The sequence below is a fragment of the Fenollaria sp. genome (genome assembly GCF_057222035.1).
Map to the genome: position 1 here is coordinate 68330 of NZ_JBXXYC010000002.1, position 12622 is coordinate 80951.

General features: G+C 34.9%; 15 protein-coding genes. 4 read left to right on the forward strand and 11 right to left on the reverse strand.

Features of this window, described 5'->3' with window-relative positions; all coding sequences use genetic code 11:
* Nucleotides 1–264 precede the first annotated feature (264 nt).
* From AC2UOP_RS03280 to truA, 4 genes are read left to right on the forward strand one after another with little or no spacing between them, the layout of a single operon-like run.
* On the forward strand, nt 265–1080 hold the full coding sequence (locus AC2UOP_RS03280) for an energy-coupling factor transporter ATPase (protein WP_070599246.1): 816 nt from the start codon (nt 265–267) through the stop codon (nt 1078–1080).
* Entirely contained in the window at nt 1074–1937 is an 864-nt protein-coding gene (locus AC2UOP_RS03285) for an energy-coupling factor transporter ATPase (protein ID WP_026880714.1), read from the forward strand. The genes AC2UOP_RS03280 and AC2UOP_RS03285 overlap by 7 nt, the downstream gene beginning before the upstream one ends.
* Nucleotides 1930–2742, forward strand: coding sequence for an energy-coupling factor transporter transmembrane component T family protein (locus AC2UOP_RS03290; RefSeq protein WP_484832616.1), 813 nt, complete (start codon nt 1930–1932; stop codon nt 2740–2742). The genes AC2UOP_RS03285 and AC2UOP_RS03290 overlap by 8 nt, the downstream gene beginning before the upstream one ends.
* Nucleotides 2739–3473 (forward strand): tRNA pseudouridine(38-40) synthase TruA, encoded by a 735-nt coding sequence (gene truA, locus AC2UOP_RS03295; protein WP_484832617.1) that lies wholly within the window; start codon nt 2739–2741, stop codon nt 3471–3473. The genes AC2UOP_RS03290 and truA overlap by 4 nt, the downstream gene beginning before the upstream one ends.
* Before the next feature lie 153 nt (nt 3474–3626).
* Here the strand turns inward: truA and AC2UOP_RS03300 are convergent, their stop codons facing one another.
* The 11 genes from AC2UOP_RS03300 to AC2UOP_RS03350 are packed head-to-tail and all read right to left on the reverse strand — an operon-like array spanning nt 3627 to nt 12620.
* Nucleotides 3627–4511 (reverse strand): YitT family protein, encoded by an 885-nt coding sequence (locus AC2UOP_RS03300; RefSeq protein ID WP_070599240.1) that lies wholly within the window; start codon nt 4509–4511, stop codon nt 3627–3629.
* The gene (locus tag AC2UOP_RS03305; protein ID WP_484832618.1) at nt 4508–5206 is read right to left on the reverse strand and encodes a gamma-glutamyl-gamma-aminobutyrate hydrolase family protein; all 699 of its coding nucleotides are present in this window, start codon (nt 5204–5206) and stop codon (nt 4508–4510) included. The genes AC2UOP_RS03300 and AC2UOP_RS03305 overlap by 4 nt, the downstream gene beginning before the upstream one ends.
* On the reverse strand, nt 5203–5865 hold the full coding sequence (locus tag AC2UOP_RS03310; protein ID WP_484832619.1) for a uracil-DNA glycosylase: 663 nt from the start codon (nt 5863–5865) through the stop codon (nt 5203–5205). The genes AC2UOP_RS03305 and AC2UOP_RS03310 overlap by 4 nt, the downstream gene beginning before the upstream one ends.
* Nucleotides 5852–6235: a metallopeptidase family protein gene (locus tag AC2UOP_RS03315; protein WP_484832620.1), complete on the reverse strand. Its 384-nt coding sequence runs from the start codon at nt 6233–6235 to the stop codon at nt 5852–5854. Before AC2UOP_RS03315 ends, AC2UOP_RS03310 begins: the two co-directional genes overlap by 14 nt.
* A complete protein-coding gene (locus tag AC2UOP_RS03320) occupies nt 6232–6957 on the reverse strand; it encodes an MTAP family purine nucleoside phosphorylase (RefSeq protein ID WP_484832621.1) in 726 nt (241 codons plus the stop codon). The genes AC2UOP_RS03315 and AC2UOP_RS03320 overlap by 4 nt, the downstream gene beginning before the upstream one ends.
* 2 nt (nt 6958–6959) lie before the next feature.
* On the reverse strand, nt 6960–7547 hold the full coding sequence (locus AC2UOP_RS03325; RefSeq protein ID WP_070599233.1) for a ComF family protein: 588 nt from the start codon (nt 7545–7547) through the stop codon (nt 6960–6962).
* Nucleotides 7544–9748 (reverse strand): SF1B family DNA helicase RecD2, encoded by a 2205-nt coding sequence (recD2, locus tag AC2UOP_RS03330; RefSeq protein WP_484832622.1) that lies wholly within the window; start codon nt 9746–9748, stop codon nt 7544–7546. The genes AC2UOP_RS03325 and recD2 overlap by 4 nt, the downstream gene beginning before the upstream one ends.
* A gap of 23 nt (nt 9749–9771) precedes the next feature.
* The gene (locus tag AC2UOP_RS03335; RefSeq protein WP_085840557.1) at nt 9772–9975 is read right to left on the reverse strand and encodes a hypothetical protein; all 204 of its coding nucleotides are present in this window, start codon (nt 9973–9975) and stop codon (nt 9772–9774) included.
* Between the two features lie 4 nt (nt 9976–9979).
* Nucleotides 9980–10432, reverse strand: coding sequence for a hypothetical protein (locus tag AC2UOP_RS03340; protein WP_484832623.1), 453 nt, complete (start codon nt 10430–10432; stop codon nt 9980–9982).
* Entirely contained in the window at nt 10432–11520 is a 1089-nt protein-coding gene (locus AC2UOP_RS03345; RefSeq protein ID WP_484832624.1) for an FAD:protein FMN transferase, read from the reverse strand. The genes AC2UOP_RS03340 and AC2UOP_RS03345 overlap by 1 nt, the downstream gene beginning before the upstream one ends.
* Before the next feature lie 50 nt (nt 11521–11570).
* Complete coding sequence (locus AC2UOP_RS03350) at nt 11571–12620, reverse strand: DHHW family protein (protein WP_484832625.1); 1050 nt, start codon at nt 12618–12620, stop codon at nt 11571–11573.
* Nucleotides 12621–12622 lie beyond the last annotated feature (2 nt).

The window sequence follows — 12622 nt, forward strand, 5'->3', positions numbered from 1 at the left end:
TATCACCTGTCTTTCATCTACCTTCTTAATTATTATTACTACTTGAATGACTAAGACAATTATAGACCATTTACATGGGCTTGTCAATACTACTTTTGTAGTATTTTTGACATTTTTTGTCATAAATATTTTGTTAATTTATATTCATTAATTTATTTTCGATTTATAAAAATTATAAAACTACTTAAATTATAATTAAGATAATCAAGCTAAATACCTTGTAAAATCGCGCCAAATATGGTATTATTAAATTTAGGTGATAGCATGATTAAATTTGAAAATGTAAGTTTTGCTTACGATAAAAATGAAAAAGAAAAAAAAGCTCTGGACGATGTGAGCTTTGAGATAAAGAAGGGTGAGTTTGTATCCATACTTGGCATGAACGGCAGTGGCAAGTCGACCATAGCGAAAATTATGGACGGAATTTTGCTTCCTACTGAAGGCGACGCGACTGTCATGGGCATGAACACGAAGAACGAAGAGAACCTTCTTGAGATAAGACAAAACTTAGGACTTGTTTTTCAAAATCCGGATAATCAAATCATAGCGACTATAGTCGAAGAGGACGTTGCCTTTGGCCCAGAAAATCTTGGCCTACCAACACCTGAGATTAGAAAGAGGGTTGACGATGCTTTGGAGATAGTTTCGATGACGGAATACAAAAAGCACGCGCCAAACCTATTGAGCGGTGGACAAAAACAAAGGCTTGCCATCGCTGGTATACTTGCTATCAACCCGAACATAATTGTATTTGACGAACCAACTGCCATGCTTGATCCGCTTGGCAGAAAAGAAGTCATGGATACTATTATCAAACTAAATAGACAATACGAAAAAACTATTGTGCTTATCACGCACTTTATGAGTGAAGCGGTTTTATCAGACAGGCTCATGGTTATGCATGAGGGCAAGCTGGTTTGGGACGATACACCTAGAAGGATTTTCTCAGACGTAAAAAAGGTGCACTCGCTTGGACTTGATGTGCCACAAGTGACTGAATTAAGTAATTTGCTTAAAGAGGACGGCTTCAATGTTACTGGTGATGAGCTCAGTATAGATGAATTGGTGGCAAAATTATGATTGAAATAAAAAATTTATCATTTATATATAATAAGGACACGCCATTTGAGGTGAAGGCGCTTGACGATATATCGCTTACTATCAAAGATCACAGCTTTATCGGCATCATTGGCCACACAGGCTCTGGCAAATCAACATTTATGCAGCAATTAAATGGTCTACTTAGGCCTTCATCAGGCAATATAATTATAGATGGGGTAGACATAACTCAAAAGGACATCAAGCTAAACAAGCTTCGCGAGAGCGTTGGGATGGTATTTCAATATCCTGAGTATCAGCTATTTGAAGAGACCGTTGCGAAAGACGTTGCCTTTGGACCAAAAAATCTTGGACTAAGCGATGAAGAAGTAGCTGAGAGAGTTAAAGGCGCAATTGAAGACGTTAGGCTTGACTACGAATGGGTTAAGGATAGGTCTCCATTTGAATTATCAGGCGGACAAAAAAGGCGCGTTGCCATAGCTGGTATACTTGCCATGAGGCCTAAGGTGCTTATACTTGATGAGCCAACTGCTGGACTAGATCCAAGAGCTAGAGAAGAAATTCTTAATGAGATATATGATATATATGAAAAAACGAAAATTACAGTAGTTTTAGTATCTCATTCAATGGAAGACGTTTTTACTTACGCAAATGAGATAGTTGTTCTAAGCAAGGGCAAACTTATCATGCATAAAAGTACTGATGAAGCAGTTAAGGAGCGCGAACTTCTTAAGAAATATGATGTTGGCGTGCCTGAGATAACTGAGTTTATGTTTACTTTGCAGGAGAAATATCCGGGTCTAAACCCTTATGTAAAAACTGTTGAAGAGGCGAGACGCAATATACTTGAGTATTTCGAGGTGAAGAAAAATGTTTAATAACATATCCATAGGACAATATTTTCCGACAGATAGTTTTGTTCATAGACTAGACCCAAGAGTTAAACTTATCTTTGTCTTCGTATTTATGATAGCAATCTTCTTCGTTGATTCATATAGTATACTTGCTCTTGTTGGCATCACTATAATTTTACTTATACTAATGAGCAAGGTACCGTTAAAAATAATACTAAGAGGGCTTAAGCCGATGCGCGCGATTATCATAATGACACTCATCTTTAACATATTTTTTACACCAGGCACACAAATATTTCCAAATATTAAGTGGCCGTCAATGTCATATGAAGGACTAAATACAGGTCTTTTCATGTCATTTAGACTACTCTTATTATTACTTGGTTCATCTCTACTAACATTAACTACATCACCAATAAGACTAACTGATGGACTTGAGTCACTTATGAGTCCACTGAAGCTTATTAAAGTGCCAACTCATGAACTAGCCATGATGATGACTATAGCACTAAGATTTATACCGACACTAGCTGAAGAGGCAAATAAGATAAAGATGGCGCAAGAATCAAGAGGAGCAAGCTTTGATGGCAAAAATATTATAGAGACAGCTAAAAAGATGCTTCCTTTAATGATACCGCTTTTCTTAAACGCACTTAAGAGAGCAGATGAACTAGCCATCGCCATGGATGCTAGATGCTACTCAGGTGGAGAACACAGAGGCAAGCTAAATCCACTTATTTACACTACTGTAGATAGATTAGCTATACTTGTAATAATTATATACTTTGGATTTATAATATCAACAAAGTATTTATTTAATTTAATATGAAGAACATAAAATTAATTATAGATTTTGACGGAACAAATTATTCAGGATTTCAAGCGCAAGACAATGCACACACAGTTGAGGACGCTCTGAACACATCCATTAGCAAGGCTTTGGGTGAAGACATCAAAGTTATTGGCTGCTCGAGGACTGATAAGGGTGTTAGTGCGCATGGTTTTGTTTTGAATTTCAAGACTGAATCGGTTTGTCCGGCTGAAAAAATGATTTATCCAATCAATGACAAGCTTCCCGAAGATATTAGAGTGCTTAAGAGTGAAGAGGCAGCGGATGATTTTCACGCGCGCTTCTCGTCAAAGGGCAAGTACTATAGATATACGCTTGAGCACAGAAAATTTGGCAGAGCGACAGATAGGCACTTTGCATATAATTTTCCATATAAGCTTGATTTAGATTTAATGCGTGAAGCAGCGAAATACATGGTCGGCGAAAAAGACTACAGAGCATTTATGGCTATAGGAAGCGCTGTTGATACGACAGTTAGGACTATTCATTCAGTCGATATCATCAGAGATGGCGATTTTGTTTACATCGATGTAAAAGGAAGAAGCTTTCTATATAACATGGTAAGGATTATGGCTGGCACACTTGTTTTTGTTGGAACAGGAATATTAGATATAGATTCTATGGCTAGAGCGATTGAAGATGGCGATAGAAGAGGACTTGCACCAACTTTGCCAGCAAAAGGACTTGTCTTAGAAGAAGTTTATTATTAATATATATCTCTTGCTTAGAGCGAGAGATATTTTTTCGCCTAAACCCCAAGAATCGCCTAAAATATGGAGTGAATTAGGCGATTTGAAATAAATTACACAAAAACCCAGCTCATCTGAACTGGGTTTTATATTTGATATATTATTTTTATATTTTTAAAAATTGTCTCCGCCTTTAAAGCCTCTACCTTTTACTTCGTTTGTGTCTTGTATAGTTATAAAGGCATTTCTATCGATGGAGTTAGTTATTTTTTTGACATCAACTATCTCTCTTGGTTTAACTAGCATGAATATAATCTTTAGATCGCTCTTTGACCAAGCACCGTACGAGTCGATGATGGTTGCTCCACGCTCAAGTTTATTCATAAGCTCATAAGAAAGTTTTTCGTAGTCCTTTGATATAATTAAAACACTCTTTGTCGCATCGAAGCCTGTTTGCACCTTGTCAAGCACTTGATATGCAACAAACATCGATAAAACTGTGTAAAGTCCTTTCAAAACACCAAATTTTATGCTCGCTAAACTTATTATAATGCCATTCATCGCCATAAGAGCACTTCCGATATTGATATTGTAGCGCTTTTTACATACTGCAGCAACTATGTCAAGACCGCCTTGACAAGCACCATGCCTAAACAAAACACCCATGCCTATACCATTAAGCACGCCACCAAAGATGGCGCTGATAAGTATGTCATCAAAAGTATTAAGCTTTTGCATTGGTCTAAACAGTACCATAGTAGCGGATAAAACAAAAGTTGTTATAAATGCGTAAACCAAAAATTTCTTGTCAAGCTCTTTTAATCCAAATAAAAATATTGGTAAGTTAATCACGAATAGCATGATACCTGCTGGTAAGCCAGTAAGCAGTTCTATGATGATGGAGATACCACCGACACCGCCGGCAAGTAGTTTATTTGGTATGAAGAAAAAGTTTATCGCAAAACTTGATAGCATACAGCCGATGATGATGGCTGTGATCGTTGTAAAGATTTCTTCGTTGTCGCCAAAGTATTCGTATCTGTCAAATTTCTTTTTCATTTTAATTTTATAAACTCCTTAAATATATTTATTGCTTCTCCATTATTATTCACAGCCATGGCTTCTGGATGGAACTGCACTAAATAGATATTTCTATGAGCATCCTCCATTGCCTCGATAATTCCATCGGAAGACTTTGCTGTGACTTTAAAACCTTCCGCCACGTCCTTAACTGCTTGATGATGCTCTGAATTAACAAGCATCTTCTTTAATCCAGTCGCTCTGTGTAAAAAGCTTTGTTCTTTGATTGTGATGTAGTGAGCACCAGTCGCTATGGTATCGAAGTTTACGTGTTCTAGCTTAGCTTGATTGTCCTTGTATATATCTTGATATAGAGTTCCCCCTAAGCATGCATTTATCAGCTGCATTCCTCTACATATACCAAGCATTGGCTTTTTTAATCTGATTGCTTCTTCAATCAGTCTCATATCAAAAGCATCTCTTTCAGTCGATATACCTAAGATGCCTTTTTGAAGTTCTTCGCCATATATAAGCGGATTTACATCGTGACCGCCTGTAAGTATGATTGCATCAGACATTTCAACGAGTTCACTTACTCCTTCAAGGTCAGTGTATGGAGCGATGAAAGGTACTGCGCCAGCTAATCTTACGGCTTCGGCGTAATTTCTATTGATTTGTACATAATTTCTCTTGCCATCTGAATATGGCTGAGAGCTTATCAAAATTTTCTTCATTTTAATCTCCAATCTATTTCTTTAATATTATGTGCTTTTAAATATGCATTCGTCTTTGAGAATGGCCTTGACCCAAAAAATCCTCTATATGCTGACAATGGCGATGGGTGAGCTGAAGTGATTACAAGATTTTTACTTGTATCGATGTAGTGCATCTTGCTTCTTGCATAAGCGCCCCATAGGATATAGACTACATTTTCTTTATTTTTGCAAAGCGTTTCTATAATTTTATCAGTAAAAATTTGCCAGCCAATGTCTTTATGTGAATTAGCATAGCCCTTGCGAACTGTTAATGTTGAGTTAAGTAGGAGTACTCCTTGCTTTGCCCACGCATCTAAATCACCAGTTTTATTAAGAATACCTAAATCGTCATAAAGCTCCTTATATATATTTCTTAAAGATGGCGGGAGAGCCACTCCGTCATTAACAGAGAAGGCTAGGCCATTGGCTTGATTTACTTCATGATATGGATCTTGACCCAAGATGAAAACTTTTGTATCTTTTAGTGGTGATAGCTCAAGCGCCTTAAATATTTCATAGTATTTTGGATATATAGTGTGCTCCTTGTACTCGCGGCGAAGCGCATTACGCATCTTGATGAAGTAGTCCTTAGTGTATTCATTTTGTAAAAATTCTTCCCAATCGCTATTTATGATCATTTTTCTTCATTTCCTTGTATCTTGCGAGCTGAATTTCATCTTCGACCTCTAAGTCTCTGAAATTAGCAAGACCTTCCATGTGATGAGTGAACTCGTGTTTTAAAACGTGATATATCATGTCCTTAATCTCATTGTCTGTATAATCAGAATACATTTTCATAAAAGAACCGTAGTAGATGTATATAGCTTTGCCCATGGCTGAGCGCTCATATTGACCTAAAATAAATAAGTCATCGTCAATTGCATCTGGAGAAATTTTTAAATCTTCTGAGATGACTACACCTAAATTTAAATCTCTAAAGAATATTTCAGGTAGTCTCTCGCAAGCTTCATCAGTCCAAGCTGTGAAAGTATCAATGTCTGGCATCATAGGAATTTCGCTCCATCATTAAAATTAAGACCTGCTTTGAATATATCAAGAACTATGTGAGCTGCCTTTAAAGCTATATCTTCTTGTTCATTAGTGATTTCAACGTGCTTATCAGTAACGCCTGTACCGTAGTTACCAACAACATTTAAAGATGCGTATTTGATGCCTAGTTCGTTCATTAAAATAACTTCGGGTGAACCAGTCATGCCAACAACATCGCCGCCGATTGATTTATAAAATTTATTTTCGATTTTGGTCTCAAATTTTGGCCCTTCAGTAGTTACCAAAACACCTGTACTAATCTTGCCATCGTATTTTTCTTCGAATAATTCATTCATTTCTAATGAATAAGGCTCGTCCATCGCAATGAATTTAACGCCTTTATCAAGACCAGTAAAGAATGTGTAGTCCCTTTTTTTAGTAAAATCAAAAAAATCATTCGCCATAACTATAGTAAGAGGCTCTATTTCTTCTCTAAGCGAGCCAACTGAGTTGATGGCGTAGGCATACTCCACACCTAAGTCCTTCATCGCCTTAACATTGGCTCTATAATTTATAAAGGTAGGTGGGACGGAATAATTCATTCCGTGTCTTGGAACAAAGATGGTATCTTCATTAAGAACGTTATACTCGCAAACGCCATATTCATTCTCAATGCTTTTCGTTTCTATGCTCTTCATGCTTTTAAGAGCCGTTCCACCAATTATTGCGTATTTAAACATTTTTACCTCCTTGAGCACAGGATGAGACCGAAGACCTTGTCAAAGCCAGCATCCTTCATAACGCGAGCCGAATCCTTCATAGTCGTTCCTGTAGTTATTATATCATCAATTATTACTACATTGCCACTTGCATCAGCGCTTTTTTTAAAAATATTTTTCATATTAGCTCTTTCAGAGAAAGAAAGCTTGTGCATATCACGCTTTTGTAGCTTTTCATAAGTATATATTTTTATACCCATGTCCTTAGAAATTATTTTTAAAATTTCACCCATGTGATCAAAACCTTTTTTTCTTAGCTTTTCGGTATTCATAGGGACACTTGTGATGTAATCAATTTTTTCACTCTGCATAATATTTTTTAACTCTTCTTCATATAAATAGGCGAGTGCAGATAAATATTTTTTCTGCATACCAAACTTGTAGTTAAATAGATGCTCTCTAAAAAAGTCATTGTAGTAGACTATTGAGTGAAGCTCATCAAAGCCATCGACATAAAAAGTTTTTCTGATTATCTCAATGTTAGCACCGCAGCTAGAACAGTAGGGCATAGCACCGTCAAAATCTTCATTACAAAATGGGCAGATTTTCATTTGAATACCTTCTTTAAATCACGAATTCTTTTTTCAAGGCTTGTGTATCTCTTCATGATGAAATTATTATCAATCATGAGCTTTAAATATTTTTCCCTGCCAATCAAGATAAGAAGTTTTTTTGCTCTCGTTATGGCAGTGTATAATAAATTTCTAGTTAGTAGCTTCTCATTAGCATAGGTAATGGGCATGACAACGCAGTCAAACTCACTTCCTTGAGATTTATGAACAGTTAGTGCATAGCTAAGTGAAAGCTCTCCAAGCAAGGAGAAATCATAAGTAGCGCTCTTACCGTCATCAAAATCTATATCAATGGTCTCGTTATCTTTGTCAACGCTTTTAATTATACCTGTATCGCCATTAAAAACGCCAGTAACTTCTTCGTATTTGCCGTTCTTGTACTCATGAGAAATTATATCATAATTATTTTTCATTTGAATCACTTTGTCGCCAACACGAAATTCCTTGCCCATGGCTCTGACAGTTTCACTATCAGCGCGTGAATTAAGTAAGTTTTGCAGCATATAATTTAGATTAACTGTGCCAAGCTTGCCTTTTTTAGTTGGCGTAAGTATTTGAACGTCTTTGAATGGGTCGAGACTGAAATAATTTATCAGCCTTTCATTTAAAAGATCAAGTATCTCTTCAAGTATATCATCATCAGAGTCTTTGCTAATGAAGAAAAAATCACTATCTTTTTTATTTACCTCAGGCATATTGCCTAAGCGTATCTCTTGTGAGTTAATAGCTATCATGCTGTTTTCACTTTGTCTATAAATATGCTCAAGCTCAGTTGTTTCGACCTCGCCAGAATTGATTAGATCTTCTAAAACATTGCCTGCACCAACACTTGGAAGCTGATCTTTATCGCCTAAAAGTAAAAGTGTCTTACCTGGCTCAATAGCTGCCAAGAGCTCACTAAATAAAAGCGTATCCATCATAGATACTTCATCCACGATAATGAAGTCAGCATCAATCTCTTCTGAGCTTTCAAAAAAATCCGCGCCATCGATAGGGGCGATATTTAAAAGTCTATGAAGAGTCATAGCCGCTTCACCAGTTTTTTCTTCCATACGTTTAGCGGCCTTGCCAGTTGGCGCCGCAAGTGCAAAAGATATATCAAAATTTTTAAGTATATTTATGATTGCTTCTATGATAGATGTTTTTCCAGTACCCGGTCCACCAGTGATGATGGAGATGTTATTGACAAAGGCTTTTTTTATAGCAAGTTTTTGTTTTTCATCAAAAATAATATTTTCAGCTGCTTCATATTTTTCTATAAGTTCGTCACAATCAAATACATAAGTCTCTTTAGCAGCATTTTTTATGTCATAAAGCCTCTTTGCACATTCAAGCTCTTTCTCGTAATAAAGACTTAAGTATACATTATATTCTTTGCCGCGCTCCTTCTTAACAGCGATGCTGCCAGTCGTTGCGAGCTCTTTTATAGCTAAATTAAATTTTTCTTCGTCCATAGTCATAAGAAATTTTAGTTCTTCATAAAGTCTATCCTTTGGTATGTAGGTAGAGCCTTGAGCAAGATATATGTTTAAAAGATAGATGATGGCTGCTTTTAACCTTTCAAGTCCATTGGCATCGACGCCTTCTTCTAAAGCAATCTTATCTGCAGTTTTAAAGCCTACACCGATTTTGTCATATATCAATCTATATGGATTATTTTTTAATATATTTATGGCCTCATCACCATAAATATTATATATTTTTAATAGTGTAGCCGTAGGTAAATTATATTTTGCAAGCTTTTGAAGTATTTCTTCACGCTCTTTATTTGATTTTATGTACTCTTTTATATCGGCAAGGGCCTTTTTACCTATGCCTCTTACTTGAAGAAGTTTATCTGTTTCATTAAAAATTACTTTAATAGAATCAAGGCCGAAGAGGTCAATTATCTCTTCGGCTCTTTTTTCACCAATTTTAGGAATACCACTTTTAATCAAGTAGCTTCTAATAGATTCAATTGTGTCTCTCTCTTTAAAAGAAAGCTTAGTAAAATTAATTTGCTCGCCATACTTTTCATGAAAGACAAGTTCGCCCTCAAGCTCAACGTAGTCATGCTCCTTAACAGTCAGAGCAGTGCCAACGCAAGTAATAAGCTCACCATCAGAGTTAACTTGCATAACGGTGTACGCGTTTAAATCATTTCTATATACAATTTTAATTACTTCACCGTCTATAATCATATTAACTCCTTTAATAATTTTAATTATTCTTCAGTATTTTTTTCTTCGATTGAATTATTTTCTTCTTTTTTCGAATTTTCTATAAGTTCTTTTTCTTCCTTAGTAATAAGTCTTGTGCCTGCCTTTGACATCTTAGGGATATTGTTAATCTTATTTTTAAGTGCGTCAAATTTTTCATTAGTCTCTTTCATTAGATCCATGAATTTGTCATCAATATTTTTTGCCATATTATCACTTCCTTAAATTGTATTTGCTAATTACACCTAGTGAATAGAGAAGCTTTGTCAGTAAAAATCCAATAAATGATGTGATAGCGTTTACTGGTATGAAAAAACTTTTCAAAACTAGGTACATAGCTTGATTAATTATATTGAATATAAAATATTTCTCTGTAAATAGCTCTGCTTTTATATAAAATTTTGAAAAAATCAGCGAGGCTATAAATATGATTAGGCCTATAAATATGATTAAGTTGTACGATTTAAGCGCTTTATTTTTTCTATATCTTGTATTTACTAAAAATCCTGATAAATAGAATAGTATCAGTATTATTAATGAATATAAAATCATTACTATCCTTAAAACTAAGGGGCTAGTAAGTTTTTTTAGCGAAAGCATCATAAATACTGCCACTACTGTGATTAGTATATATGATAAAAGTGCTTTTATTGTGTTCTTAATCATTAATTTGTTGCTCCTAAAGATTTGGAGTAGTGCTTAAGCCCATCGGTATAAAATTCAGTATTATCAAAGTTTATCCACAAAGCTTCTGTGTCAGGGAAGTCCTTAATTGCTTCAGCGCCTTCTTCATAAGTCATTGTAAATAGTAGTGTTGATAAAAAGTCCGCTATGCCTGAGTCTTTAGTGATTACAGTAACAGCTCTAAAATTTCTTGCGCTAGATAAAGTTCTTGTATCAATGATGTGATTGTATTTAACGTTATCAAGTCCATAGAAATATCTTTGATAATCACCAGATGTAACTATTGCTTTATCCATAGTATATAAAATATCATAAATTTCTGAATCGCCTTCCTTCATCTCTGAAGCAGAGTAAGGATTTTCAACGCCTACAGTCCATTTTCTCTTAGTTTCTCCGTTAGGGTGGCCGATAGTTTTAACGTTACCACCAGCACTTAGAACTACTGAGTCAAAGCCATCCTCTTTAAGCTCGTTGCATATAAGTTCAACAGCATAACCCTTGGCAACTGAGCCAAGATTTATTTTGGTTCTCTCATCTGTTATATATATAGTGCTTTCTTCTTTATCAATGATAATATTATTTAATGAGGCGTACTTTGCTCTCTCTTTTAGCACTTCTATATCAGGTGTAGCTGCCTTTAGCTCATCATTTTCAAGAGCTTCAGTCATGCTTTTTTCCCAAAGCTCGATTACAGCGCCAAAAGCAATGTTTACGCGAGAATCATATTTTAAACCAAGAGTTTTGGATTGAGATATAAGATCTAAAAGAGCTTTATCTACTTTAACTTTTTCTTTGCCAGCCATCTTGTTTATAGTATAGACATTGTTTACGCCTTCATGTTCTTTGTGGCAGTCAAACAAATTATCATAATATTTTAATTTTTCAGCTAATTTTTTATCAAATTTATCTGCTTCTTCTTGAGTAAAGAAGTAGCCAGTTGCCTTAACTAAAGTATCGAAGCTATCGAAATAATCAAATGAAAATTTCATTCTTACCTTTGGTTTGCACGATGCTAGTAAGCTAAATAATAAAGCTATTACTACTAATAGTGATATTTTTCTTTTATTCATAGTTTCACCTCTAAATATATAATACAACAAAAAGCTCGATTTTTCAAGATTTAATTAAGTCCGTTCACGCTGCCAAGAACTAAACATGTGTCAATTTCTTTTTCATGAACAAAATCATTGATGTTTTGATTAAAGAAACGCTTGTCAATCATGTATATAGTTTTGAAATCATTTGTGAATAGACTTGCAACTGCATTTGCGAATGAGTCCTTTATAATAAGTAGAGTTTTTGAAGAGGCTTCGTTGCCACTTATTTCAACAAGACCATAGTTACCGCTAAAAAGTGCTTTGTACTTGTCTTTGTTTTTGAACTCATCCTTGTTAAGCACTTTTATATCCTTATCGTCGCCTTTAACCTTGATCTCGTCATAATTTTTTGGCAGGTAGAATAATATTTCATCTAGAGAACTATTATAATAAGAAGACTTTGAATCAAGTGAGCCTCTAAAATTTTCACAAGTGATTTTTTCAATTGTATTCATCTCATCAAGACCCATGGCTAGAGCTATATCTTTATAGGCAAGGTAAGCGCCTTCACGCCAGTGGTGATCGGACTTGTAGAAGATGTATTCCTCTTTGTGATCCATCATAAGCTTATATAAATCGATGTAATTGCCTTTGATTTCATTTTTGTATCTATTAAGAACCACTCTTTCATCGCTAAATGTAGCGCCTTTCGGAAGCTTTTCTCTATAAACTTCGCCTTTATCGGGGCAGATGGCGATGAATTTATTTTTTATATCGATATCGTTTATATATTTTATAAATTTATCAGTTTTTTTCTCATCATAAATATATTTTTCATAATAATTTTTATCTGTGCCGATATAAACGCCGTTAAATTCTCTTTTGCCAAGAGCGTAGTCAAGTCTTGATCTTGCACCAACTAGAGCATCTTTCATTATAAATTGATCTTTGCAATAGGTCTCGAATTTTTTAGTGAAGTCACCATTTTTAAGTGAAAAAAATGAAAATTTTGGAAGTTCTTCTAAAACTCTATTTTCATTTTGGCTAAAAGTTTTATCTTTAGCAAAAATATTTGCGATTAAAACTGAGCTTATAAATATAAAGAATAATATTTTTAATAATTTATCTTTCATAT

Excerpts from the sequence above, each read along its gene's own strand:
- AC2UOP_RS03335 (WP_085840557.1), bottom strand. The coding sequence starts at position 9,975 with ATGGCAAAAAATATTGATGACAAATTCATGGATCTAATGAAAGAGACT.
- AC2UOP_RS03345 (WP_484832624.1), bottom strand. The coding sequence starts at position 11,520 with ATGAATAAAAGAAAAATATCACTATTAGTAGTAATAGCTTTATTATTT.
- AC2UOP_RS03300 (WP_070599240.1), bottom strand. The coding sequence starts at position 4,511 with ATGAAAAAGAAATTTGACAGATACGAATACTTTGGCGACAACGAAGAA.
- AC2UOP_RS03280 (WP_070599246.1), top strand. The coding sequence starts at position 265 with ATGATTAAATTTGAAAATGTAAGTTTTGCTTACGATAAAAATGAAAAA.
- recD2 (WP_484832622.1), bottom strand. The coding sequence starts at position 9,748 with ATGATTATAGACGGTGAAGTAATTAAAATTGTATATAGAAATGATTTA.
- truA (WP_484832617.1), top strand. The coding sequence starts at position 2,739 with ATGAAGAACATAAAATTAATTATAGATTTTGACGGAACAAATTATTCA.
- AC2UOP_RS03325 (WP_070599233.1), bottom strand. The coding sequence starts at position 7,547 with ATGAAAATCTGCCCATTTTGTAATGAAGATTTTGACGGTGCTATGCCC.
- AC2UOP_RS03310 (WP_484832619.1), bottom strand. The coding sequence starts at position 5,865 with ATGATCATAAATAGCGATTGGGAAGAATTTTTACAAAATGAATACACT.
- AC2UOP_RS03320 (WP_484832621.1), bottom strand. The coding sequence starts at position 6,957 with ATGTTTAAATACGCAATAATTGGTGGAACGGCTCTTAAAAGCATGAAG.
- AC2UOP_RS03305 (WP_484832618.1), bottom strand. The coding sequence starts at position 5,206 with ATGAAGAAAATTTTGATAAGCTCTCAGCCATATTCAGATGGCAAGAGA.
- AC2UOP_RS03290 (WP_484832616.1), top strand. The coding sequence starts at position 1,930 with ATGTTTAATAACATATCCATAGGACAATATTTTCCGACAGATAGTTTT.
- AC2UOP_RS03350 (WP_484832625.1), bottom strand. The coding sequence starts at position 12,620 with ATGAAAGATAAATTATTAAAAATATTATTCTTTATATTTATAAGCTCA.
- AC2UOP_RS03315 (WP_484832620.1), bottom strand. The coding sequence starts at position 6,235 with ATGATGCCAGACATTGATACTTTCACAGCTTGGACTGATGAAGCTTGC.
- AC2UOP_RS03340 (WP_484832623.1), bottom strand. The coding sequence starts at position 10,432 with ATGATTAAGAACACAATAAAAGCACTTTTATCATATATACTAATCACA.